The organism is Methylophilus flavus (assembly GCF_042678905.1).
Lineage (GTDB): Bacteria > Pseudomonadota > Gammaproteobacteria > Burkholderiales > Methylophilaceae > Methylophilus > Methylophilus flavus.
In genome coordinates, this window is record NZ_JBHTLN010000001.1 from 1,373,537 (window position 1) to 1,396,377 (window position 22,841).

24 protein-coding genes are annotated in these 22,841 nt (G+C 49.0%); 13 read left to right on the plus strand and 11 right to left on the minus strand.

Annotation, left to right across the window (positions count from 1 at the left end; all coding sequences use genetic code 11):
- Window positions 1-24: 24 nt before the first annotated feature.
- On the minus strand, window positions 25-927 hold the full coding sequence (locus ACFQ2T_RS06715) for a M23 family metallopeptidase (RefSeq protein WP_379032208.1): 903 nt from the start codon (window positions 925-927) through the stop codon (window positions 25-27).
- Between the two features lie 44 nt (window positions 928-971).
- Between ACFQ2T_RS06715 and ACFQ2T_RS06720 the strand changes: the two genes are divergently transcribed.
- Together ACFQ2T_RS06720 and ACFQ2T_RS06725 are read left to right on the plus strand one after the other, a co-directional pair.
- The gene (locus tag ACFQ2T_RS06720) at window positions 972-1,502 is read left to right on the plus strand and encodes a DciA family protein (protein ID WP_379032211.1); all 531 of its coding nucleotides are present in this window, start codon (window positions 972-974) and stop codon (window positions 1,500-1,502) included.
- A 262-nt stretch (window positions 1,503-1,764) separates the two neighbouring features.
- The gene (locus ACFQ2T_RS06725; protein ID WP_379032214.1) at window positions 1,765-3,795 is read left to right on the plus strand and encodes a sodium-translocating pyrophosphatase; all 2,031 of its coding nucleotides are present in this window, start codon (window positions 1,765-1,767) and stop codon (window positions 3,793-3,795) included.
- A 71-nt stretch (window positions 3,796-3,866) separates the two neighbouring features.
- Here ACFQ2T_RS06725 and ppa read toward each other — a convergent pair whose 3' ends face one another.
- From ppa to gap (ACFQ2T_RS06745), 4 genes are all read right to left on the minus strand, one after another.
- On the minus strand, window positions 3,867-4,415 hold the full coding sequence (ppa, locus tag ACFQ2T_RS06730) for an inorganic diphosphatase (RefSeq protein ID WP_379032217.1): 549 nt from the start codon (window positions 4,413-4,415) through the stop codon (window positions 3,867-3,869).
- Window positions 4,416-4,485: 70 nt separating this feature from the next.
- Entirely contained in the window at window positions 4,486-4,782 is a 297-nt protein-coding gene (locus ACFQ2T_RS06735; RefSeq protein ID WP_379032219.1) for a YkvA family protein, read from the minus strand.
- A gap of 36 nt (window positions 4,783-4,818) precedes the next feature.
- Window positions 4,819-5,718, minus strand: a complete 900-nt coding sequence (locus ACFQ2T_RS06740) for a phosphoribosylaminoimidazolesuccinocarboxamide synthase (RefSeq protein ID WP_379032222.1) — start codon at window positions 5,716-5,718, stop codon at window positions 4,819-4,821.
- A gap of 92 nt (window positions 5,719-5,810) precedes the next feature.
- Entirely contained in the window at window positions 5,811-6,863 is a 1,053-nt protein-coding gene (gene gap / locus ACFQ2T_RS06745; RefSeq protein ID WP_379032225.1) for a type I glyceraldehyde-3-phosphate dehydrogenase, read from the minus strand.
- Between the two features lie 151 nt (window positions 6,864-7,014).
- On the opposite strand from gap (ACFQ2T_RS06745), the gene ACFQ2T_RS06750 reads away from it, so the two are divergent.
- On the plus strand, window positions 7,015-8,004 hold the full coding sequence (locus ACFQ2T_RS06750; protein ID WP_379032227.1) for a GGDEF domain-containing protein: 990 nt from the start codon (window positions 7,015-7,017) through the stop codon (window positions 8,002-8,004).
- Window positions 8,005-8,076: 72 nt separating this feature from the next.
- Here ACFQ2T_RS06750 and ACFQ2T_RS06755 read toward each other — a convergent pair whose 3' ends face one another.
- Complete coding sequence (locus tag ACFQ2T_RS06755; protein WP_379032230.1) at window positions 8,077-9,273, minus strand: phosphoglycerate kinase; 1,197 nt, start codon at window positions 9,271-9,273, stop codon at window positions 8,077-8,079.
- Window positions 9,274-9,354: 81 nt separating this feature from the next.
- Window positions 9,355-10,356 carry a type I glyceraldehyde-3-phosphate dehydrogenase gene (gap, locus tag ACFQ2T_RS06760; RefSeq protein ID WP_379032232.1) on the minus strand — a complete coding sequence of 334 codons (1,002 nt, stop codon included), beginning with the start codon at window positions 10,354-10,356 and terminating at the stop codon, window positions 9,355-9,357.
- 163 nt (window positions 10,357-10,519) lie between these two features.
- Between gap (ACFQ2T_RS06760) and msrA the strand changes: the two genes are divergently transcribed.
- Window positions 10,520-11,029 (plus strand): peptide-methionine (S)-S-oxide reductase MsrA, encoded by a 510-nt coding sequence (gene msrA, locus ACFQ2T_RS06765; protein WP_379032234.1) that lies wholly within the window; start codon window positions 10,520-10,522, stop codon window positions 11,027-11,029.
- A gap of 16 nt (window positions 11,030-11,045) precedes the next feature.
- Here msrA and ACFQ2T_RS06770 read toward each other — a convergent pair whose 3' ends face one another.
- Together ACFQ2T_RS06770 and ACFQ2T_RS06775 are read right to left on the minus strand one after the other, a co-directional pair.
- Window positions 11,046-11,588 carry an RNA pyrophosphohydrolase gene (locus tag ACFQ2T_RS06770; protein WP_379032237.1) on the minus strand — a complete coding sequence of 181 codons (543 nt, stop codon included), beginning with the start codon at window positions 11,586-11,588 and terminating at the stop codon, window positions 11,046-11,048.
- 141 nt (window positions 11,589-11,729) lie between these two features.
- Window positions 11,730-12,449 (minus strand): hypothetical protein, encoded by a 720-nt coding sequence (locus ACFQ2T_RS06775; protein WP_379032239.1) that lies wholly within the window; start codon window positions 12,447-12,449, stop codon window positions 11,730-11,732.
- Between the two features lie 247 nt (window positions 12,450-12,696).
- On the opposite strand from ACFQ2T_RS06775, the gene ACFQ2T_RS06780 reads away from it, so the two are divergent.
- The 9 genes from ACFQ2T_RS06780 (at window position 12,697) to folE2 (ending at window position 20,339) form a co-directional block, all read left to right on the plus strand.
- The gene (locus ACFQ2T_RS06780; RefSeq protein WP_379032242.1) at window positions 12,697-13,668 is read left to right on the plus strand and encodes a beta-propeller fold lactonase family protein; all 972 of its coding nucleotides are present in this window, start codon (window positions 12,697-12,699) and stop codon (window positions 13,666-13,668) included.
- A 161-nt stretch (window positions 13,669-13,829) separates the two neighbouring features.
- Window positions 13,830-14,375, plus strand: coding sequence for an SRPBCC family protein (locus ACFQ2T_RS06785; RefSeq protein WP_379032245.1), 546 nt, complete (start codon window positions 13,830-13,832; stop codon window positions 14,373-14,375).
- A gap of 461 nt (window positions 14,376-14,836) precedes the next feature.
- Window positions 14,837-15,208 (plus strand): pilin, encoded by a 372-nt coding sequence (locus tag ACFQ2T_RS06790; protein WP_379033910.1) that lies wholly within the window; start codon window positions 14,837-14,839, stop codon window positions 15,206-15,208.
- A gap of 105 nt (window positions 15,209-15,313) precedes the next feature.
- Entirely contained in the window at window positions 15,314-15,670 is a 357-nt protein-coding gene (locus tag ACFQ2T_RS06795; protein WP_379032248.1) for a prepilin-type N-terminal cleavage/methylation domain-containing protein, read from the plus strand.
- A gap of 72 nt (window positions 15,671-15,742) precedes the next feature.
- Complete coding sequence (locus tag ACFQ2T_RS06800; protein ID WP_379033912.1) at window positions 15,743-16,393, plus strand: alpha/beta hydrolase; 651 nt, start codon at window positions 15,743-15,745, stop codon at window positions 16,391-16,393.
- Window positions 16,394-16,474: 81 nt separating this feature from the next.
- The gene (xseB, locus tag ACFQ2T_RS06805; RefSeq protein WP_379032251.1) at window positions 16,475-16,720 is read left to right on the plus strand and encodes an exodeoxyribonuclease VII small subunit; all 246 of its coding nucleotides are present in this window, start codon (window positions 16,475-16,477) and stop codon (window positions 16,718-16,720) included.
- A 25-nt stretch (window positions 16,721-16,745) separates the two neighbouring features.
- Window positions 16,746-17,636, plus strand: coding sequence for a polyprenyl synthetase family protein (locus ACFQ2T_RS06810; RefSeq protein ID WP_379032254.1), 891 nt, complete (start codon window positions 16,746-16,748; stop codon window positions 17,634-17,636).
- Between the two features lie 2 nt (window positions 17,637-17,638).
- Window positions 17,639-19,483 (plus strand): 1-deoxy-D-xylulose-5-phosphate synthase, encoded by a 1,845-nt coding sequence (gene dxs / locus ACFQ2T_RS06815; RefSeq protein WP_379032256.1) that lies wholly within the window; start codon window positions 17,639-17,641, stop codon window positions 19,481-19,483.
- Window positions 19,484-19,532: 49 nt separating this feature from the next.
- Window positions 19,533-20,339 (plus strand): GTP cyclohydrolase FolE2, encoded by an 807-nt coding sequence (gene folE2 / locus ACFQ2T_RS06820; RefSeq protein ID WP_379032259.1) that lies wholly within the window; start codon window positions 19,533-19,535, stop codon window positions 20,337-20,339.
- A 57-nt stretch (window positions 20,340-20,396) separates the two neighbouring features.
- Here the strand turns inward: folE2 and ACFQ2T_RS06825 are convergent, their stop codons facing one another.
- Both ACFQ2T_RS06825 and aroC read right to left on the minus strand, forming a co-directional pair.
- Entirely contained in the window at window positions 20,397-21,569 is a 1,173-nt protein-coding gene (locus tag ACFQ2T_RS06825) for an MFS transporter (protein WP_379032262.1), read from the minus strand.
- A gap of 87 nt (window positions 21,570-21,656) precedes the next feature.
- Window positions 21,657-22,748, minus strand: coding sequence for a chorismate synthase (gene aroC / locus ACFQ2T_RS06830; protein WP_379032264.1), 1,092 nt, complete (start codon window positions 22,746-22,748; stop codon window positions 21,657-21,659).
- Window positions 22,749-22,841 lie beyond the last annotated feature (93 nt).

Below are 22,841 nucleotides of genomic sequence, written 5' to 3' on the forward strand. Positions count from 1 at the left end.
TTGCATGTCAGCCATGGAATTCGGTCAGGAATGGTTCCTGAGATATTCGCGAGGGTCTAGCGGATTGCCATTCAGGCGAATCTCGTAATGCAGATGTGGCCCGGTAGAACGGCCGGTGCTACCGATCAGCGCTACCTTCTGGCCCTTGATGACACGCTCACCGGCTTTGACCAGCAATCTGGAGTTATGCGCATAGCGTGTTTCCAGGCCAGAACCATGATCAATCTTCAATAAATTGCCGTAATCAGAGGTTTGCGCCGCGGTACTGACAATGCCGTCAGCGGCCGCGTAGACTGGCGTACCGGATGCAGCCGGGAAATCCAACCCTTCATGAAAAGCGCGATGCCCGCTCATAGGATCAATCCGCCAGCCATAACTGGATGAGCTATAAGCGGCATCAACCGGGCTACTATTTGGCAACATTTCGCTGAGCACGCTTTTTAACAATAACTTAGCCTCAATCTTGCCCTGATATTCATCGCGGAAATCCAGATCGGCCGACATTTGCTCTATGGTGGTTCTGAGGTCTTCTTCGGTGAGGGGTGCATCCTTCACCAATGGCCCGCCCTGGCCGATGACTTCATTGACAGACGTGCGCTCATTGATAGGTTCAGCACTGGACTTGATGCCTGCCAGTTTGGATAAACGTTGATTCTGTGCATCCAGGCGCAGGATACGTGCCTGTAACTCGCCGATTTGCTTGGCGTATGCATCCAGGTGACTTTGTGTGGAAAGCATGGCGCCTCTTAAATGCGGAGGCAAGATCGCTTTCACACCCTGGGTCTTGATGACCTGTTGCGGGGTGATAAACAATAAGGTCAGCACCACAGGCACCAGTATCAGCGCCAAGACCATGCCCAGGCTCTCGAAGATACCCAGCGTTTTAGGCTTGGCCATTTTTTCTGAAACAATAATGATATTAATCATGCCACGAACTCTCGCTTTTAACCGATTGCCCACAGGAATAGCCTGTGAGAATAGCCGGTGTAGTACAATATTCAAGCACTCTGCGAACAACCACGAATTTTAAACACGCACTTCAGAAAAACTCAGGCATGTTAAAAATCAATCGGATTTTCAATCACCATCACGAACTCAAGCCTTTATTGGACGAGGCTTTTGATCGTCAGCAATTACAGCAGTTATGGTGTGCGGTTGCCCCGGAACTTTCCAAACTTTCCCAGGTGCTGGCAGTAGAAGACGGCATACTCACTATTGGTGCGCAATCAGGCGCCGTCGCCAGCAAAATCCGGTTATTAGAAACCGGATTAATACAAAGAATTAGGGATTTTTGCCAAAATTCCCAAAAAATCAAAGGGTTAAACCTTAGCGCAATAAGAGTCAAAGTGCAAGTAAAATCTCGGGCACCAGCCAAGCAAAAACGCATCAAATCCCCTTCTGATCAAGCCTTGAATACACTTGAAGCATGTGCCGACCAGATTGAAAATCCGGCACTTGAAGCGGCTTTACGCCACTTCATTTACCGCCAGCGCGATTCATAACTACCCGCTTCCTCATTAAAAAAGGCTTTCTAAATGCAGGCCATGCAGGCACATCCAACAGTGAGTGCCGTACTCCATGCACTTCACTTGTGCGCATTCTTTAAATAGTGCAATAATGCACCACCCTGTTACACTTTATTTACAACTAAACATCTATACCGAGGAATCGATCACAAGCATTCACACTTTATTTTATAACTTAAGTAACAGGTCTTAAGTAGTCATTACGTTCAACGCAGTTTCACCAGGAACAGGAGAACACATGTCAGTCGCATTAATGTTGGCCATAGGCGCAGCAGTTTTGGCGGTACTTTATGGCGTAGTAATGAGTAAGTGGATTTCGGGATTACCTGCAGGCAACGCCCGCATGCAAGAAATTGCGGGTGCAATTCAACAAGGCGCGGCCGCCTATCTGGCCAGGCAATACAAAACCATTGCCCTGGTTGGCATCATCCTAGCTATTCTTATCGGAATTTTTCTCGGTCTTTACACCGCCATTGGCTTTGTCGTGGGCGCAGTGCTATCTGGAGCCTGCGGATTCATAGGCATGAATGTATCTGTGAAAGCCAATGTACGTACCGCGCAAGCTGCTACCAATGGCATTGGTGCCGCACTGGATGTCGCCTTCAAGGGCGGCGCCATTACTGGCATGCTGGTAGTTGGGCTGGGGTTACTAGGTGTTACCGGCTTCTATATTTTTCTTGGTGCTGAACAGGCTACCGACTTAAATCCCTTGATCGGCCTGGCATTTGGCTCATCGCTGATTTCAATTTTCGCGCGTTTAGGTGGTGGCATTTTCACCAAAGGTGCCGACGTAGGTGCTGACCTGGTAGGCAAGGTTGAGGCAGGCATTCCTGAAGATGACCCGCGCAACCCGGCGGTGATTGCCGACAATGTGGGCGACAACGTGGGTGACTGTGCAGGGATGGCCGCCGATTTATTCGAGACTTATGCGGTGACCCTGATTGCCACCATGGTGTTAGGTGGCCTGATGGCGGCTGAAGCCGGTGCCAATGGCGTGCTTTACCCGCTGCTGCTGGGGGCCGTGTCTATCGTTGCCTCGATTATTGGCTGTTTCTTTGTCAAAGCCTCTCCTGGCATGAAAAACGTGATGCCCGCGCTTTACAAAGGGTTGGCTGTTGCCGGTGTACTCTCGCTGATTGCGTTTTATTTCGTTACCCAATATGCATTTCCGCAAGGCTATACACACGGTGAAGTGACGGTTTCCAGCGAAGCTTTGTTTGGTGCGTGTGCCGTCGGACTGGTACTCACCGCCGCGCTGGTATGGATCACTGAATACTATACTGGTACCGATTACGCCCCGGTCAAGCACGTGGCACAAGCCTCTACCACCGGCCATGCCACCAATATCATTGCTGGCATAGGCGTGGCGATGAAATCAACCGCGCTGCCGGTACTTTCTGTGTGTGCGGCCATTTATGTTTCATTTGAGCTGGCAGGCCTGTATGGCATCGCCATTGCCGCCATGTCTATGCTGAGCATGGCTGGTATCGTCGTTGCGCTGGATGCCTATGGCCCGATTACAGATAACGCAGGCGGCATTGCCGAAATGGCGGAATTACCCAGCAGCGTGCGCGATGTGACTGACCCATTGGATGCGGTTGGCAACACCACCAAAGCGGTGACCAAAGGCTACGCGATTGGCTCTGCAGGGCTGGCTTCGCTGGTCCTGTTTGCCGATTACACACATAAACTTGAAGCCGCCGGAATTACAGCCAGTTTTGATTTAAGCGATCCCAAGGTCATTATTGGTTTGTTTATTGGCGGCCTGATCCCTTTCCTGTTTGCGGCGATGGCGATGGAAGCGGTCGGTCGTGCCGCGGGCAGCGTGGTGGAAGAAGTGCGCCGCCAGTTCCGTGAAATCAAAGGCATCATGGAAGGCACTGCCAAACCGGAATACGGCAAAGCGGTTGATCTGTTGACCACTGCGGCAATCAAGGAAATGATGATTCCTTCATTATTGCCGGTCGCAGCGCCAATACTGGTCGGTTTGTTCCTCGGCCCGGTGGCTTTAGGTGGCTTGCTGATGGGTACAATAGTCACAGGATTGTTTGTGGCTATTTCCATGTGTACCGGCGGTGGCGCCTGGGATAATGCCAAAAAGTATATTGAAGACGGACATCATGGCGGTAAAGGGTCGGATGCGCATAAAGCGGCTGTAACTGGAGACACTGTGGGTGACCCTTATAAAGACACCGCCGGCCCAGCCGTGAACCCTTTGATTAAAATTATTAATATCGTGGCATTATTGATTGTGCCGTTACTGCATTAACGCTTTTAAATCTACAAAACAAAAAAGTCGGCTTTAGGCCGACTTTTTTTAATGAGTACTGCGGATAGCAATTAAAACGCTGGTTTCACTTCCAGTGCGTTGTAACGCTCTACACCGCCAATGATCTCTGCATGCGCCTCTTCGATACCAGCCCAGCCTTCGATCTTCACCCATTTGCCCTTGTCCAGATCTTTGTAGTGCTCAAAGAAATGTGCAATCATGTCCAGGCGCCAAGGCGAAACATCACTTAATGTTCTTTGGTAAGCGTACAAACCGCATACTTTTTCAATAGGCACTGCCAGCACTTTGGCATCACCACCGGCTTCATCAGTCATTTTCAGCATACCCAAAGGACGGCAACGTACCACTACGCCTGGCAACAATGGTACTGGCGTAATCACCAGCACATCAACCGGGTCTCCGTCATCACCCAAGGTGTGCGGAATATAGCCATAATTACATGGATATTGCATGGAAGTACCCATAAAGCGGTCCACGAACAGGGCACCACTTTCTTTGTCTACTTCATATTTGACTGGATCGCCATTGGCTGGAATTTCAATAATGACGTTAAAATCGTTCGGCAAGTCTTTGCCGCTTGCTACCAAATTCAAAGACATCTTTTCAAACCTATTTCACGAAAAGCCGCCATTATAGGCGATTAATATAAAGCATTGTTTACAAACCGCATTATTTTTGATTATCGGCAGATTCAACCTCATCACGGCATGCCTGCCGCAAGTTAACCGGGATGACTTTAAGCGCCAAGTAGAGCAATAAAGGAATAATCACCAGTTCATCCAGTTGGCCAATCACAGGAATAAAATCCGGGATCAGGTCAAATGGCAGTACCAGATAACCTAGTGCAAGCCACAATAATATTTTTGCCAATCTTGGTGTTTGCGGATGCTTTTGCAGCGCACGGTAAAACGCGACTTCCTGCTTGAACCTGCCGGCCAATGCGGCTAATTGTGCGCGAAAACCCATATTATTTTTTAACGATTAACCTGCACCCTATTTGCGCTAATCAACCTGCAAAGTACGCCCGGTTAATTTTGCAAAAGCTTCCATGTATTTATCAGAAGTACGTTGTGCGACATCCGCAGGCAATGCCGGGCCAGGTGCGGTTTTATTCCAGTCGCAGGTTTCCAGCCAGTCACGTACATATTGTTTGTCATAACTCGGCGGGTTAGCACCTACTTTGTACTGGTCTGCCGGCCAGAAGCGGGAGGAGTCGGGAGTCAGCACTTCATCCATCACATGCAAAACGCCTTCTGCATCGACGCCAAATTCGAATTTGGTATCGGCAATAATAATGCCTTTACTTAATGCGTACTCGGCCGCCTGGGTATAAAGCGCAATCGCTGCTTTTTCAACGCGGGCCGTCAGGTCTTTACCGATCAGCGCTTCAACCTGGGCAATGCTGATATTTTCATCGTGCTCACCGACTGCGGCTTTGCTGGAAGGAGTAAATAAAGGAGCAGGTAATTGTTGTGCCAGTTGCAGTCCGGAAGGTAAGGGGATATCACAAACCGTACCTTTGGCCTGGTATTCTTTCCAGCCACTGCCAACCAGGTAACCACGCACAATCGCTTCCAGTGGCAATGCCTTCAGTTTTTTAACGACCACTGCACGGCATTTGACTTGCTCAACCTCATCTGAGGCAACCACAGATTCCGGCGCAATGCCGGTAAGGTGGTTAGGCACTACATCGGCCAGTTGCTCAAACCAGAAATTGGCCATTTGCGTCAGCATGGCGCCTTTGTGCGGGATGCCTGTGGGAAGAATCACATCAAATGCGCTCAAGCGATCCGTACTCACCAGCAACATGGTATCAGCGTTGATATCATAAATATCGCGCACCTTGCCCTGATGCAATCTTTTCAGGCTTTTAATCGAGGTTTCCAGCAAAGGTGCACGCATAGTATCTACCGCAAAGTCAAAAGCAATATTATAAATGCGCTACCCTGTTGCGGGCGAACAATTTAGCAGTCACCAATGGACTTAAAGTCTATTTAAGCAGCCACTGCTTCCTGTTCAGTCTGCTGGGTGATGGCCGATTTGGCATGTGCAACATATTGCGACAGGCGCAACAGGTTGCAGGTATAGCCATACTCATTGTCATACCAGCCTATCAGTTTGACAAAGGTAGAATCCAGCATGATACCGGCGCTGGCATCAAACACACTCGCTGCTGGAAAACCACGGAAATCACTGGAAACCACCTGCTCTTCGGTATACCCCAGCACACCTTTTAAATGGTGTTCGGAGGCATACTTCATCACAGCGCAAATCTCTTCATATGAGGTTTCTTGCACTAACTCTACCGTCAGGTCCACTACCGAAACATCTGCCGATGGGATACGCATTGCCATGCCGGTCAGTTTTTTATTCAACTCAGGAATGACTTTGCCGACTGCCTTAGCCGCTCCGGTGCTGGAAGGAATAATGTTTTCAAACACGCCGCGTCCACCACGCCAGTCTTTTTTGGAAGTACCATCCACAGTTTTCTGGGTAGCAGTCGCGGCATGAATGGTAGTCATCAGGCCGCGCTTGACGCCAAAATGATCATTCAATACTTTGACGATAGGCGCCAGGCCGTTAGTAGTGCAGGAAGCAGCAGAGACAATGCTTTCACCATGGTAATCATGGTGATTGACACCATAGACATACATAGGTGTGTCATCTTTACCCGGTGCAGACTGCACCACAATACGCGCACCGCCTGCGATATGCGCAGCGCAGGATTCCTGCGTCAGGAATACGCCGGTACACTCGATCACCACATCCACATGGTTGGATTTCCAGTCGATATCTGCCGGATTGGTATGGGCGCTCAAACGTATCCTTTTACCATCCACCACCAGGAAATCGCCCTCTAAGTGTGCATCATAGGCCAACCGACCGTGCACAGAATCATACTTAAGCATATACAACATATGCTCAGGTTCTTCGATACCATTGATGGCAACGATCTCCAGTTCTTCGAACTCAGCCTGATTTAATGCGGCGCGCAGCACCATGCGGCCTATCCTGCCAAATCCGTTAATGCCTAATCGAATAGCCATGTCGCTCTCTTTCACTGTTGGATAGTTATCATACAAGCAATTTTAATGCTAATTTACATACCGAACGTTAGACAGGCGGTATGCGCTTCAATAGAATAGGGAGTGACAAGCACTTCCCGTTGTAAATTTCAGCAACCTTGTTGGATATTTTGTGGATATTGCAGAACAATTACTGAACGGCATCCTGGACACAATGCCACTGCAAATCGCAGTGATTGATGAGACCAGCAGTATCATTTACGTCAATCAGGCCTGGCGTGCATTCGGCTTGTTCTACGGTCTGGATATCAACACCGACTGGTTCGGGATTGCCTACCTGGATATTTGCCGGGCGAATGAAGATACCAACCTGCCGCCATTGTTGTCCGGCATAGAAAAAGTATTAAGTGGCACATTAGGTCACTTTAGTATGGACTATCTGTGTCACACACCGACAAAACAGCCCACCTGGCTTACATTGAGCCTGCAACCCATGCAAAGTTCCCTGGCTGATGGCAAGCTGTTCCTGCTTTCGCTGACCAATATCACGCACCACAAACAGGTAGAAGACCGTATTTCTGCCCTTACCCATACCGATCCGCTGACCGGCCTGGCCAACCGCCGCCGGCTGGAGCAATTCATGCGCGATGAATGGTCACGTGCTATCCGTCACCAATCCAGCCTGAGCGCAATGATGATAGATGCTGACCATTTTAAACAGCTGAACGATAGCATGGGGCATGCTGCCGGGGATGAATGTTTGCGCAAACTAGCCGGGATATTAAAACGTTACAGCAACCGCCCTGGTGACATGGCTGCACGCTATGGCGGCGAGGAGTTCGTGCTGATCCTGGGACAGACCACGCAGCAGGAAGCAACTAAGATCGCCGAACGTATACGGCAGAAAGTCATGGAGCTTGATATCCGCTTTGCCGGGCATAGGCTGATGACTATCAGTATTGGTATCGCTTCGCTGGGTGCGCAGCATTCACATACGCTCAAAGAACAGCATGCGCGCAACCAGTCATTGAATTTCAGTGAGGATGGTGACCTGCTTATTGAACAGGCGGACAAGGCCCTTTACGTAGCCAAAAAACAGGGCAGGAACCGGGTGGAAGTTTACGACAAGCACCACCGCTTAACTGTGCCGCTTACTTTCTAGATAGTTGCGTTGTTAAAACCCAAACGGGCTTTAACAACATGGCAATCAAGTTCGCCTAAAAACTAAGTGCGGCTAATTCGTAGCGCGCTCTTCGAGGATAGCCACTGCCGGCAAGGTCTTGCCTTCCAGAAACTCCAGGAAAGCACCGCCAGCGGTAGAGATATAAGATACCTTGTCGTAGATATCATATTTCTGGATGGCAGCAATCGTGTCGCCGCCACCGGCCAGCGTGAATGCCTTGGTTTCGGCAATCGCTTTGGCAATGGTCTTGGTGCCATCGCCAAACTGGTCGAACTCAAATACGCCGACCGGGCCATTCCATACCACGGTGCCTGCTTTCATAATGATATCCACCAGCTCGGCAGCTGATTTTTCCCCGATATCAAAAATCATGTCATCTGCATCGACGTCTTCAGCTAATTTCTTGATCGCAGGCTCGTTAGCATCGAACTGTTTGCCTACCACCACATCTTTGGCAATCGGCACACAGGCACCACGTTCAGCCATCTTTTCCATCAGGCTGCGCGCGGTATCCACCAGGTCATTTTCATACAAGGATTTACCTACTTCATGACCATCGGCTTTCAGGAAGGTATTGGCGATACCGCCACCAACCACCAGCTGGTCTACTTTATCCGACAGGCTTTCCAACACGGTCAACTTGGTAGACACCTTGGAGCCACCGACGATCGCCACGAATGGTCTTGCTGGTGCCAGCAATGCCTTGCTCAATGCATCCAGCTCCTCTGTCAGCAAAATACCGGCACAGGCGACCGGTGCAAATTTGGCAATGCCGTGAGTCGAGGCTTCAGCGCGGTGAGCAGTACCAAACGCATCCATGACAAATACATCGCATAACGCAGCATATTTCTTGGCAAGTTCGTCTTTGTTCTTTTTTTCGCCGACATTGAAGCGACAGTTTTCCAGTAAGATCAACTGGCCTTCATCCGTGCCCAGGCTATCGGCAGGCGCATTCGGTGCCAGCCAGTTTTTCACCAGGCGCACCGGTTGCCCCAATAGCTTGCTCATCACATCCGCCACCGGTTTTAACGAATTTTCTTCTGAATAGACACCCTCTTCTGGACGGCCAAGGTGTGAAGTCACCATGACTTTTGCACCGGCTTTCAAGGCAAACTCAATGGTAGGCATGCTGGCGACGATACGGGCATCACTGGTGACGACACCATCTTTCACCGGCACATTCAAATCGGCACGGATAAATACACGCTTGCCACGCAAGTCCAGATCGGTCATTTTGATGAATTTCATACACGTACTCCGAGCGATATACCGCTTAAAAAGAAATCAGAATGGAATGTAAAAAACGGGGCAATCAAGCCCCGTCTGTCATTAAGCAATATGCTGCACCAGACGCAACAGATTGCAGGTATAACCGTATTCGTTATCGTACCAGCCAATCACTTTGACAAAGGTCGGATCCAGCATCAGCCCGGCATCGGCATCAAACACACTCGCGGCAGGGCTGCTACGGAAATCTGTAGACACCACTTTATCAGAAGTGTAATCCAGCACACCTTTTAATGCACCGGTGGATGCCTGCTTCATGGCCTCACAGATCGCCTCATAAGTCGTTTCCTTACTCAGCTCCACGGTGAGATCAACCACAGACACATCCGCAGAAGGCACACGCATCGACATCCCCGTCAACTTCTTATTCAGGGAAGGAATCACTTTACCCACCGCTTTGGCAGCGCCTGTGCTTGAAGGAATAATGTTTTCAAACACGCTGCGACCACCGCGCCAGTCTTTTTTGGAAGTGCCATCGACCGTCAATTGTGAAGCCGTCGCTGCGTGAATTGTAGTCATCAGGCCGCGTTTCACACCAAAATTGTCATGCAGGACTTTGGCTAATGGTGCCAAACCATTGGTGGTACAGGAAGCAGCCGAGATAATGGCTTCACCAGCATATTCCTGATGGTTCACACCATAAACAAACATGGGTGTGTCATCTTTACCCGGCGCAGACTGCACGACTTTTTTAGCACCACGACCAAGGTGAGGCTGGCAGGAGTCCTGTGTTAAAAAAGCACCCGTGGATTCAACGATGACTTCAGCGCCACCTTTAGTCCAGTCAATATTGCTGGGATCACGCTCGGCAGTCAGGTGGATGCGTTTGCCATTCACAAGCAAATCACCGTTATCGGCTTCTACTGTCCCCTGAAAGCGGCCATGTACAGAATCGTACTTCAGCATATACATCATGTATTCGATGTCATATGAACTATTGATGGCGACCACTTCAATATCACTGAACTCGGCTTCTTGAACGGCTGCACGCAGCACCATACGGCCAATACGTCCAAACCCGTTAATCCCCAACTTGACAGCCATACTCCTCCCAGAGAATACATTAGAACTAAAACTCAGCATTTTAACCTAAACCACATATACTGGACAGATTGTAAGTGGTTGATTTGATAAGCGACAACTTAATAAAATATGCCCGGTAAAACTTTTCGAGTTTTTCAGACCAATTCAGATAGAGAGTTTTAGCATGTCAGACAAAATAATTCTTGCGGGTGGTTGTTTCTGGGGAATGCAGGATCTTATTCACCAGCTCCCCGGCATTGAAAGTACGCGGGTTGGCTATTCCGGCGGAGATGTACCGAATGCGACTTACCGCAATCATGGTGATCATGCCGAGGCGATGGAAATCGTATTTGATGCCGAACGTATAAGCTTAAGGCAGTTACTGGTTTTCTTTTTCAAAATTCATGACCCGACCACTCCAAACCGTCAGGGGAATGACCTCGGCCCTTCATATCGCTCTGCCATTTTTTACCTGGATGCCAGCCAGAAGGAAGTGGCTGAACAATTAATAAATGAGATGAATAGCTCAGGCATCTGGCCAGGCAAAGTGGTCACCGAAGTGACACCTGCCAGTGACTTTTGGGTAGCCGAACCAGAGCACCAGGACTATTTGTTACGTTATCCGCAAGGGTATACCTGTCACCGGATCCGGCCAGAATGGATATTGCCCCGCGATTTGACAGAAGCGGTTTAAAGTACCTTTGGGGGAATTAGTCATTGCCTACGGTGGGCAATGGCGTGCTCAAGGGTTTGCGGGGCTTGCCGCCATAACGCTTGGCGGGATGGCGCAAAAAAGTGGATAGCTCATTCAACGCCTGCTGGTAAACCTCGCGCTTGAACTCGATCACATCAGAAAGTGGTACCCAATACTCACTCCAGCGCCAGGCATCAAATTCAGGATGCTCGGTCGCGCGCAATGACACATCCGAATCCCGCCCTATCAATCGCAACAGGAACCAGATTTGCTTCTGGCCTTTGTAGCTGCCACGCCACTCACGCTTGATCCAGCTGGTCGGCACTTCATAGCGTAACCAGTCACGGGTGCGCCCCAGGATTTTGACATGGTCAGGTTTAAGGCCGACTTCTTCCATCAACTCGCGATACATGGCCTGCTCGGGAGTTTCACCATATTTGATGCCTCCTTGAGGAAACTGCCATGCATGCTCTTTGATACGTTTGCCCCAAAACACCTGATTGTGGGTATTACATAAAATAATCCCCACATTAGGACGGTATCCATCACGATCTAACATAAAAACTGCCTTGAATATTTACTGCAATTTTTTCACACTTTACAGTTTAATGAAAGGACATCCATGGTGGCGTGGATGAAATGGCTGGCAGGTAATAAAAAAGCCCACCAACGGTGAGCTTTTTAATGCCTGGATTGCTAATTAGAATCTACGGCGCAATGACAAAGCACCCATCAAAAGCAAACCTGTAAATAGCATGGCTGAAGTCTGCGCTTCAGGCACCGGGATTACGGTCGCACTTACAAAAGTGAAGTCTGACTGGTTGGTGCAGTTATGGCAAGAATGTTTGGCAACACCAGGTGACGCACTGAATACTATGCTATCGACGGAGCGGAAGCCAAAAGGATTACTCAATTGCCATGCGCCGGTGCCGCCATCCACTGCGCCACTACCAAGAGATAGTACAGAACCCTCACCTGTCCAGCTCGCTGTATGTTTGCCAGTTGCCGTCAAATAAAACGTATCACTGCCACCGTCGGCAAAATTCACCAGGAATTTTGCGACCTCTTTCACATCATTGTACTCAGGACCATCAAACAGCAAGCCGATTGTCAGGGTTGAAAAGATGACTTCTTTAGAAAAAGTGCCGGTCAGTTTTTCATCGATATCAATCTCGCCAGCTGTTCTGCCACCAGAAATGCCTACACCGGTCATACCATCCTGTGTCTTTTTCTGGAAAGTTCTGCTACCCACAAAAGTGGCAGAAGTACCATCTGAGAAAGATGTGCTGTAATTCGATTGCCCATTTACAAAATCACTACCTAACACTGTACCTGTAGTTAATGCACTAGCAGAATTTGCTGCCATCAGGAATGATATGGCCAATATCAATTTACTACCTAAAGAAAATGTTTTTTTCATGTCAAAGCTCCTCTATTTAAATAACAAGTAATTTCCATACTCATTGTAGGGTAATTCATGCGTCGGGAGTTTTTCCCACCCTGCAAAAAGGGATTAAAAAGCCTTAATTTTCAAACATTTACAAATTTAGGTCATATTTGTTGCTTATAACTAAAATTTTCTGCAAACTCCGCTGTCAACCCGATTCGAATCAATGCGTTTTCCAGCCATGTATCTTGCTTCAAATATATCTATCGACCAAAAACCAATGCATAGACGCAAACCGAATTCACGGCATATCAGCCTGGGCATATTACTTACATTGCTGTTCAGTTTCGATACAGCTGCAGGCAATATTGCATACATTACCAATCAAGGCAGCGATTCAGTCTCCGTACTCGATATTGAGAACAGAAAAGTTACCCACACTATTGAAGTCGGCAAAGCGCCTGTAGGCGTGGCAATTGCCAGCAAACAACAGCGTGTCTATATCAGCAACGCCAACAGCCAAACCGTTTCCATCATCAACAGCCGCACCCAGCAAGTGATAAAAGAAATACCGGTGAATATCCAGGCAGTCGGCATTACCTTGAGCCGTGACGAGAAAACGCTATATGTCGCGGACTGGGGTGGCGCGCAAGTGATTGCCATTGACACAGCCCATCCGGAAAAACACAAAGCCTTCAAAGCAGGCAAAACCCCTTCCGGCATGGCGGTGAGTGCAGATAACAAGAAGCTGTTTATCGCCAATCGGGATAGCGATGATGTGACAGTGGTTGACACGCGTACACTACAAACGATTGCGCAGGTAAAGGTAGGCATCCATCCGTTTGCCCTCACTTTAAGTCCTGATGGCAAGACAGTATTTGTGGTGAATGTGGTCAGCAATACACTGACGCTGCTCAATGTAGATTCGCTACAAACCAGCGCTATGAAAACGGGGCAGCATCCTTATGGAGTAGCTATCAGCCCCGATGGGCGATGGGCGTATGTCAGCAACAACCATGCAGAAAGCGTGTCTGTGATTGATATTGCCAATGGCAACACTATCAACACCATAGCCGTTGGCGAGTTTCCCGAAGGCATTGCGTATGACAAAACAAACCAACAAGTCATCGTTGCCAACTGGGGCTCTGACACTGTGTCGGTGATTGATGCCAAGACCAATACAGTGACAAATACCATTGCAAGTCCAAAACTATGCAGGTCGTTTGGGCAATTTATTCTGGAAGCAAGATAACTGAATATGTTCCGCCTCCCACTTTTTTAGTTTTTTCACAGGATTGCCCATGAACTAGTCGCAAAGAGTCATTTTTTTAGGTAAAGTCACGGGTTATTTTAAAACTCAGAAGACTGATTACTTTTAAGCTTTAAAACATCTGTAAATATCAGGAGATTGAAATGAAAAAAATATTTGGCATCATTGCCGTTTCTTTATTGCCATTGATTCCATTGACGGCAGCTGCGCACGGTGCCGCGGCATTACGTTTTGAAAAAACTGTCACCATCAAGGCGCCACCGGCAAAAGTGTGGGCCTTGCTGAAAGACTTCGGCAACGTACAAGCCTGGCACTCCGGCGTTGAGTCTACAAAAGTAGAACAGAAGAAAGACGAAAACGGTGATGACACCACTTACCGTACCGTCAAACTGAAAAATGGCGGCACCATGTACGAAAAACTGCGCTCCATCGACGATGCTGGCATGCGTCTGAAATATGAGTACGTCCTGGATAAAAGCACACTGCAACTGTCAAACTTTTATCCAACTGTTTCTGTCACTGCCAAAGGCAGCGAAACTGTAGTGACCGTCAAAGGCAGCTACACACGTGCTGACTCTTCAAACATCCCTAAACCAGAGCAAAACGATGATGCAGCAACTAAAGCCATCAACGAGTATTTTGATCCAGGTCTGGAAAGCCTGAAAAAGGTAGCCGAATCGGGAAAGTAATTAGCCAGGGTTCTGGAAAAAGTTCGCAAGGCAACAGTAAACCCTGGTGGAAATTCTGGTAAGTCTTACGTCGTAGTATTGAAGTTTTTGCAAATGCAGTCCAGGCCAAAAGTCTGACACTGTCACAAATAAAGGGATTGTGTACCACACAATCCCTTTTTTGCTTATGCGGTTTGCGCTACACAGAATGAATATTCTGACAAAAAAAATCACTCATATTCTGCATAACTGACAAATCCTGTCATTTTTCGTCACCTATTATTCAACTTGCCTACCTTTAACAATTCAGTATCAATTTATAGAAATAAAGGGTAAAACGTGTTTAATTCTTTTTTTTCAATAAGTTATGGTCTATTTTTTTCCTGTGGCACACCTATTGCTTATAGCTTACCGAACACTGTTAGAAAAGCAGTGGCTGAACTGTAAGTTGTTCACTTTAAACTTTGACTGAAGGAAACATGATGAAAAAACACGTACAACAAGGTTTCACCCTGATTGAATTGATGATCGTTGTAGCCATTATCGGTATTTTGGCTTCTGTAGCGATTCCAGCATATCAGGATTACACACGTGATGCCGCAAATAACGCTTGCTTATCTGAATCAAGCGCTTATGCCAAGAGAGCGTTAACAGATATCACAACAGGCAGAACTCCTATTGCCGCACCTCCAGCTGCTGGAGTTGGAGCATGTAACGGTACTATACAAAGTGCTGCTGGCATGACCTTGGCTACATTGGGTCCTATTACTGCTACACCAAGAAACCCAGGCGATCGTCTAGTTACATGCAACCTGGCTACTGGTGGCACTTGTACTCTGGCTGCCGCACCTTAATACGTAATAAATCAATAAAAGCCCTGCACTTGCAGGGCTTTTATTTAATTGCCAGCTAAAAACCCAAGGCTAAAATCAACTCTTTTACATTATAAGGGTGCAAGAATGCGTATACATCATGGCTTCACGCTAATTGAATTAACTATCGTTGTTGCCATCATAGGTATCCTTGCCGCTATCGCAATTCCCGCCTATCAAAATTACACGCAAGCCGCGGCAGACAATGCATGTCTGGCTGAGGCAGACGCTTACGCAAGAAGAGTGAGCACAGACATTCAGCTTAATAAACCATCCGCCGATATTCCGGCACCCATAGCACGCGCCTGCAGTGAAATAAACAATGGCGCCGCAGTCACGACCGCAACTACTTTTTCCGCTTTAGCGAAAGCACCCGGCACCGCCAATATTAATTGCGACCTAAGTGCAGAGGTATTGTGCACCAGGACTGTCGCTACACTTTAATCTCTAACCTCCTTAGTAGAGAGGTCCAGACTACCAGCTGATATAATGAAAGTTTCATTTATACTGCCCAACATGCTGGAAAACATCACGCTCAACACTAAAGACTCGACAGCCACCGTGATCTGGATGCATGGACTGGGCGCTGACGGTCATGACTTTAAGCCTGTGGTACAGATGCTCAACCTGCCGCACATTAAATTTATCCTGCCGCATGCACCCTACCGACCAGTAAGCCTGAACAATGGTTACGAGATGCGTGCTTGGTATGACATCTTTGGCCTTGAAACGGATAGCCCCCAGGACGAGGCTGGCATCAAAAAAATGCAGGGCCTGATTAACACGCTGATTGAGAGCGAAATCTCTACAGGGATTTCATCTGATCGAATTCTACTGGCCGGGTTTTCGCAAGGTGGCGCGATTGCGCTGCATACTGCTACACGGTTCAGCCAGCCTTTAGCTGGCATCCTCGCACTCTCCACTTACCTGCCTTTGAAAAGTAAACTTTCCAGTGAGCAGCACCCTGTAAATCAACACATGCCTATCTGGATGGCGCATGGCCGGTTTGATAATGTCATCGCATTATCCACCGCGCAATCCTCGCGAGAAGTGCTGGAAGACGCTGGATATCCGGTGGAATGGCACGAATACGACATGCCGCATAGCGTATGCGAACAGGAGATAGATGATATCCGCAACTTCCTGTTACGCGTGTTACCTGCCTGATCTGCTTCCAACCTTCCGAGAATAATCCCGCAACCGGAAGACTTTTGTTAAAATGTCAGGCGTTTTAACAGGTTGACCTTCATGAGTGTTCCAAAAAAATCTCCCGATGCGGCAAGTGATACGCAAACTTTTGCACAGCGCATAGCCGCGTTGGAGACGATTGTCAGAAACATGGAGTCTGGAGAGTTGCCTCTGGAAGCGGCGCTTACCGCATATGCCGATGGCATGCAATTGTTGCACGCCTGTCAGGCATCGCTGCAAGAAGCTGAGCAAACTGTATTGATCCTAAATCAGCAACAGCAATTAACGCCTTTCGACATTGAGTGATTCGCCACAACCCTCACTTACCGTCATGAGTATTTCTTCATTTACATTTGAGCCTTGGGCAGCCATTCACCAGCAGCGCGTGGAAGCGGCGCTGGACGATACATTGCCTGTAGTGGATATCCAGCCGGAAAGATTGCATGCTGCTATGCGCTATGCTGTGCTAGGTGGCGGCAAGCGCGTACGTGCATTATTGAGCTACGCCTCTGCTGAGCTATTGGGTGCGCCAGCCAGTTCGGCGGATGCAGCCGCCGTTTCGGTGGAGCTCATACATGCTTTTTCGCTGGTACACGACGATATGCCGTGTATGGATGACGATAATTTACGTCGTGGAAAACCCAGTTGCCATAAGCAATATGGTGATGCCACAGCCCTATTAGTAGGCGATGCGCTGCAATCGCTGGCGTTTCAATGCATCGCTGATACGAATGCCCCGCAAGCGTTAAAGCAAGTGCAAGTGCTAGCGCAAGCTACCGGTTCACGTGGTATGTGTGGGGGGCAGGATATTGACTTGCAAAGTACAGGTAAATTGCTCTCGCGTGAGGCATTGGAAAACATGCACCAGTACAAAACCGGGGCACTGATTCGCGCAGCGACATTGCTTGGGGCGTATGCTGCTGACAGTACTGAAGAGATACACATAAACCTGCTCAATCAATATAGCCAGAACATGGGTCTGGCATTTCAGGTGGTAGACGATATTCTGGATGCCACCGCAGATACACAAACTCTGGGGAAAACGGCCGGAAAAGATGCCTTGCAGGAAAAATCCACCTATGTGAGCCTGTTAGGGATTGATGAGGCAAAAGCCCTGGTGACAACACTTTATGAACAAACTTTGCAGTCACTTGCCGGGTTTGACACACAGGCTGACTCGCTGCGAGGCATTGCCAGATTTATTTGTGAGCGCCCATTCTGACCATGACTTCCCTGCTGTCCCGCATTGCATCACCCACTGATTTGCGCACGCTGGACCGGGCGCAATTAAAAGCGCTTGCTGCCGAGTTGCGTGCATTCCTGATTCAAAGCGTTTCGCAAACTGGGGGGCATTTAGCCTCTAACCTCGGCGTGGTAGAGCTGACCATTGCATTGCATTATGTGTATCAAACACCTGATGACCGCCTGGTGTGGGATGTGGGCCATCAAACCTACCCGCACAAGATCCTGACCGGGCGCCGCGAAGCTATGGCTTCTTTGCGCAAGGCAGGAGGCATCGCCGGATTTCCCAAAAGGGATGAAAGCGCATACGACACTTTTGGTACAGGCCATTCCAGTACATCTATTTCTGCCGCATTAGGTATGGCAGTGGCCGCCAAAGCGACAGGCAGCAGTCGCCGCAGTGTGGCGATCATTGGTGATGGCGCAATGACCGCCGGCATGGCGTTTGAAGCCTTGAACAATGCCGGTGATATGGATACCAACTTGCTGGTGATCCTCAATGATAACGACATGAGCATCTCCAACAATGTCGGTGCGCTCAACAACTACCTGGCGCGCCTGATGTCTGGCAAGCTATATGACAGCGTGCGCCGCAGCGGCAAAAAAGTGCTGGATATCATCCCGCCGGTCAAGGAATTCGCCCGCCGCGCCGAAGAGCATGCCAAAGGCATGGTCACCCCCGGCACCCTGTTTGAAGAATTCGGGTTTAACTACATTGGTCCGATTGATGGCCATGACATTGATACGCTGGTAGATACACTGAGTAATATCCGCCAGTTGCAGGGCCCGCAGTTCCTGCATGTGGTGACACAAAAAGGCAAAGGGTATAGCCCGGCAGAAGATAACCCGAACAAATACCACGGGGTCAGCAAATTTGACCCGCAAAATGGCCATTGCCTGACGCTCAGCGAGCGCCCTACCTATACCCAGATATTTGGCGACTGGCTGGTGGACATGGCGGCAGAAGATCCTCTGCTGGTTGGGATTACACCGGCCATGTGTGATGGCTCCGGGCTTAATCGCTTTGCTGAAGCCTATCCACAACGCTACTTTGACGTGGGCATTGCCGAGCAGCACGCGCTGACTTTTGCCGCCGGGATGGCTTGTGATGGTTTGAAACCGGTGGTTGCCATTTACTCGACCTTCCTGCAGCGCGCCTACGACCAATTGATACACGATATCGCCCTGCAAGACCTGGATGTGCTGCTGGCGATTGACCGCGCAGGATTAGTGGGTGCAGATGGCCCTACGCATGCGGGAAGTTTCGATCTGAGCTTTTTGCGCTGTATCCCCAACATTGTGATTATGGCGCCTAGCGATGAAAACGAATGCCGCCAGATGCTTACCACCGGCCACCAGCACAAAGGCTTGGCGGCTGTGCGTTACCCGCGCGGCAGTGGCACTGGCGCAACAGTATCGCCAGCACTGGAATCTCTGGAAATTGGTAAATCGCAACTGGTTCGCCAGGGCAAGAAAATTGCCATTCTCGCTTTCGGTAGTATGGTGCAGCCAGCATTACAAGCGGCAGAGTCACTCGATGCCACGGTTGTAAACATGCGCTTTATCAAACCACTAGACGTAGCCATGGTACTTGAAATATCCCGCAGTCATGACTATATAGTGACTATAGAGGAAAACGCGATCATGGGTGGCGCTGGTGCTGCAGTGCTTGAATGCATGCAGGCACACCAGATTGTGAAACCTGTATTGTGTTTAGGGCTACCTGACCATTTTATCGAACATGGCTCCCATGAAACTATGCTGGCCGAATGTGGTCTAGACAAATCCGGTATTTGTGCGGCTATTGAGAAATTAATAGCTGAGTAGTATATTCAACCATTTATCAAATTGCGGGCACTCCCGCTTTGGAACCCTGATGAATCAACCCGTAATCCCCGCAGTGATTGAAGACGTACAAAACACTCCAGACGTGCGCCGGCTGGATATTAACAAAGTCGGTATCAAGTCTATCCGTCACCCGGTCATTGTCAAAGATAAAACCGGCGGCGAACAGCATACCGTGGCTGTGTTTGATATGTATGTGCATTTGCCGCACAACTTCAAAGGCACGCATATGTCGCGCTTTGTGGAGATACTCAACACCAATGAAAGCGCCATCTCCATCGATTCGTTTGAAACGATATTGCGTCAAATGGTTGAGCGCCTGGAAGCTGAATCAGGTTATGTGGAAATGCGTTTCCCGTACTTCATTAACAAGGCCGCGCCTGTTTCCGGTGTGAAAAGCCTGCTGGATTACGAAGTGACCTTTATCGGCGAAATCAAGAATGGCCAGTTTGAAATCACGGTGCAGGTCATGGTGCCAGTCACCAGCTTGTGTCCTTGCAGCAAGCAGATCTCAAACTACGGTGCGCATAACCAGCGTTCGCATGTCACCGTCACTGCCCTGCTGAATGAATTTATGTGGCTGGAAGACCTGATTACCCTGATTGAAGACCAGGCTTCTTGCCAGTTATATGGCTTGCTCAAGCGCCCGGATGAGAAGTTTGTGACCGAGCGTGCTTACGACAATCCCAAATTTGTCGAAGATATGGTGCGTGATGTCGCAGCACAATTGAATGAAGAAAAACGCATTGTGAAATACGTGGTGGAATCAGAGAATTTTGAGAGCATCCACAACCATAGTGCTTATGCATTGATTGAGCGTGACAAACGTATCAATTAATTTTTTTAGCGAAACAAAAACAGCCCGCATGCGGGCTGTTTTCGCATCTGCATTTTGTTAATGGCTGAACATGCCGCTGCGGGCATAGGGTTGCGATAAATGCAGTCCAAACATGACAATCGCTGCACCTAGTAAAGGAAACAAGGCAGCTAGCGTAAAAGTGAGCTGCCCGCCTAAGTACTGCAGTGAAAACCCGCCTAGTAAGCCACCCAGCGCACCGCCTATGCCATACGCGACACTGTTATAGATGGCCTGGCCTTTGGCCTGATGGCGTCCATTGAAATATTGCGTGACAATCTCCACCGCAGCCGCATGAAAGCTGCCAAAGGTGAATGCGTGCATGGTTTGCGCCAGCAACAATAATCCCAAATGATCCGGCACCAAACCCATCATGGAAAAACGTACAACGCCTATCAACAGGCTGGCGACTAGAATTGTTTTCAGTTTAAAGCGGGACATAATCCACGGCATTTTGATAAATATGCCAATTTCGCAAATCACGCCTAACGCCCACAACCAGCCTATCATGCCTTTACTGTAACCGTGTTCTGCCAGGTAAATGGAGTAGAAGTTATACATCAAGCCATGCGCGGTCACCATCATGGCACAGCCAACCAGAAGGGAAATAACCGCAGGTTGCTTAAGAATTTTCCATACAGAAAAACTGTCATTAGCATGAGGCGGTACATGTGCTTCAGGGAGTTTCCAGGTTAATCCGAACAACACGCACTGCACAAGCAGGATAAACCAGAGCAGGCTTTTAATGCCAAACCAGTCGGTTAAATAACCCAGTAGAATAGACGCCACGATGAAGCCCCAGGACCCCCATAGGCGGATTTTACTGTAATGGCCGTTGGTGCTTGCCAGATGCGCTAGTAACAGAGACTCGGATAGTGGCAAAGTAGAGCTGGTAAACATACTTAAGGCTGCCATGACCACAAACATGGTCATGAAATCATGCGCCCAGAAAATTGCTGCGAAACCAAACAACCCTAAAAATGCAGTGGTCCTGATCCAACGCACTCTTTGCCTGGTGTGGTCAGCCAGCCAGCCCCACAAATTAGGCGCGATGATGCGGCTGACCTGGAACAAAGACATGAGTATGCCAATATCGGCCGGTGAAAAAGATTCTGAACTGAGGTATAAGCCCCAATAGGGCACAAAAGCGCCGACGAAAAAGTAATAGATGAAATAAAAACGCGAGAGATTAAAGTGTAAAGCGTGACTCATTAAATACTCGCGTTTAAAGAATAACCCCGATCAGCTTGGCAGCCGTCAGCCGGTTAGAAAGTTGAAGGTTTGCTCATCTTTGTTGATTTATACTGTGGGGACTGTTGAGTGCACATCAGCATTCTGCCCACGATGCCGCAGAGCATGATCCATCAGCACCAGCGCCAACATGGCTTCTACAATCGGCGTCGCCCGGATGCCCACACAGGGGTCATGTCTGCCAGTTGTTTGCATCATCACCGGTTCACCCGCGTGACTGATCGAACGGCGCTCCTGCGGGATGCTGGAAGTTGGTTTAAAGGCCACATTCACCACGATATCCTGGCCGCTGGAAATACCACCCAATACGCCTCCGGCATGATTGGAGGCGAAACCATCTGGCGTCAGTTCATCAGAATGTTCACTGCCACGCTGGGCAATAGACTTGAACCCTGCGCCTATTTCTATGCCTTTGACCGCATTGATGCTCATCATCGCATGCGCAATATCTGCATCCAGCCGGTCAAAAATCGGCTCGCCCAAGCCTATCGGGATCTGTTGCGCAACGACTGTGATTCTTGCGCCCACCGAATCGCGCTCACTGCGGATCTGGTCCATATAGGCTTCCAGTTGCGGCAGGATTTGTATGTTAGGTGAAAAGAATGGGTTACCCTCTTGAGAAAGGGCATCCCAGCTGACAAACGGTACTTCAATTTCACCCAGCTGGCTCAAATAACCACGAATCTGTACACCGAATTTTTGTTGCAGCCATTTTTTGGCAATAGCGCCAGCGGCTACACGCACCGCCGTTTCACGCGCACTGGAGCGGCCACCGCCACGGTAATCGCGAATGCCGTATTTTTGTGTGTAGGTGTAATCCGCATGCCCAGGGCGAAACGTATTCATGATCTTGCTGTAGTCTTGAGAGCGCTGGTCGGTATTGCGGATCAGCAAACCAATCGGCGCACCAGTGGTTTTGCCTTCAAACACGCCGGAAAGTATTTCAACTTCATCCGCTTCGGCGCGCTGGGTCACATGGCGTGAGGTACCTGGCTTACGTCTATCAAGGTCAACCTGCAAATCGGCAGCTGACAATTCCAGTCCTGGCGGGCACCCATCAACCACTCCGCCAATGGCTGGCCCATGCGACTCGCCAAATGAGGTTAAGGTGAACAGCGTTCCAATGGTGTTGCCAGACATGCGATTCTCTCATTGAATAATTTTGTCTATTTTATCATAGACTGGCTTACCGCCTGCCTCCGCCTAAGTGCCCTGCCCTTGACTTGATTTCCG

What these genes read in the sequence shown, in the direction of transcription:
- ACFQ2T_RS06785 (WP_379032245.1), top strand. Translation starts at nt 13,830, where the DNA reads ATGAAAAAAATATTTGGCATCATTGCCGTTTCTTTATTGCCATTGATT.
- ACFQ2T_RS06790 (WP_379033910.1), top strand. Translation starts at nt 14,837, where the DNA reads ATGAAAAAACACGTACAACAAGGTTTCACCCTGATTGAATTGATGATC.
- folE2 (WP_379032259.1), top strand. Translation starts at nt 19,533, where the DNA reads ATGAATCAACCCGTAATCCCCGCAGTGATTGAAGACGTACAAAACACT.
- ACFQ2T_RS06780 (WP_379032242.1), top strand. Translation starts at nt 12,697, where the DNA reads ATGCATAGACGCAAACCGAATTCACGGCATATCAGCCTGGGCATATTA.
- ACFQ2T_RS06770 (WP_379032237.1), bottom strand. Translation starts at nt 11,588, where the DNA reads ATGTTAGATCGTGATGGATACCGTCCTAATGTGGGGATTATTTTATGT.
- ppa (WP_379032217.1), bottom strand. Translation starts at nt 4,415, where the DNA reads ATGTCTTTGAATTTGGTAGCAAGCGGCAAAGACTTGCCGAACGATTTT.
- ACFQ2T_RS06715 (WP_379032208.1), bottom strand. Translation starts at nt 927, where the DNA reads ATGATTAATATCATTATTGTTTCAGAAAAAATGGCCAAGCCTAAAACG.
- dxs (WP_379032256.1), top strand. Translation starts at nt 17,639, where the DNA reads ATGACTTCCCTGCTGTCCCGCATTGCATCACCCACTGATTTGCGCACG.
- ACFQ2T_RS06740 (WP_379032222.1), bottom strand. Translation starts at nt 5,718, where the DNA reads ATGCGTGCACCTTTGCTGGAAACCTCGATTAAAAGCCTGAAAAGATTG.
- ACFQ2T_RS06825 (WP_379032262.1), bottom strand. Translation starts at nt 21,569, where the DNA reads ATGAGTCACGCTTTACACTTTAATCTCTCGCGTTTTTATTTCATCTAT.
- aroC (WP_379032264.1), bottom strand. Translation starts at nt 22,748, where the DNA reads ATGTCTGGCAACACCATTGGAACGCTGTTCACCTTAACCTCATTTGGC.
- ACFQ2T_RS06775 (WP_379032239.1), bottom strand. Translation starts at nt 12,449, where the DNA reads ATGAAAAAAACATTTTCTTTAGGTAGTAAATTGATATTGGCCATATCA.
- xseB (WP_379032251.1), top strand. Translation starts at nt 16,475, where the DNA reads ATGAGTGTTCCAAAAAAATCTCCCGATGCGGCAAGTGATACGCAAACT.
- gap (WP_379032232.1), bottom strand. Translation starts at nt 10,356, where the DNA reads ATGGCTGTCAAGTTGGGGATTAACGGGTTTGGACGTATTGGCCGTATG.
- gap (WP_379032225.1), bottom strand. Translation starts at nt 6,863, where the DNA reads ATGGCTATTCGATTAGGCATTAACGGATTTGGCAGGATAGGCCGCATG.
- msrA (WP_379032234.1), top strand. Translation starts at nt 10,520, where the DNA reads ATGTCAGACAAAATAATTCTTGCGGGTGGTTGTTTCTGGGGAATGCAG.
- ACFQ2T_RS06810 (WP_379032254.1), top strand. Translation starts at nt 16,746, where the DNA reads ATGAGTATTTCTTCATTTACATTTGAGCCTTGGGCAGCCATTCACCAG.
- ACFQ2T_RS06800 (WP_379033912.1), top strand. Translation starts at nt 15,743, where the DNA reads ATGCTGGAAAACATCACGCTCAACACTAAAGACTCGACAGCCACCGTG.
- ACFQ2T_RS06725 (WP_379032214.1), top strand. Translation starts at nt 1,765, where the DNA reads ATGTCAGTCGCATTAATGTTGGCCATAGGCGCAGCAGTTTTGGCGGTA.
- ACFQ2T_RS06795 (WP_379032248.1), top strand. Translation starts at nt 15,314, where the DNA reads ATGCGTATACATCATGGCTTCACGCTAATTGAATTAACTATCGTTGTT.
- ACFQ2T_RS06755 (WP_379032230.1), bottom strand. Translation starts at nt 9,273, where the DNA reads ATGAAATTCATCAAAATGACCGATCTGGACTTGCGTGGCAAGCGTGTA.
- ACFQ2T_RS06735 (WP_379032219.1), bottom strand. Translation starts at nt 4,782, where the DNA reads ATGGGTTTTCGCGCACAATTAGCCGCATTGGCCGGCAGGTTCAAGCAG.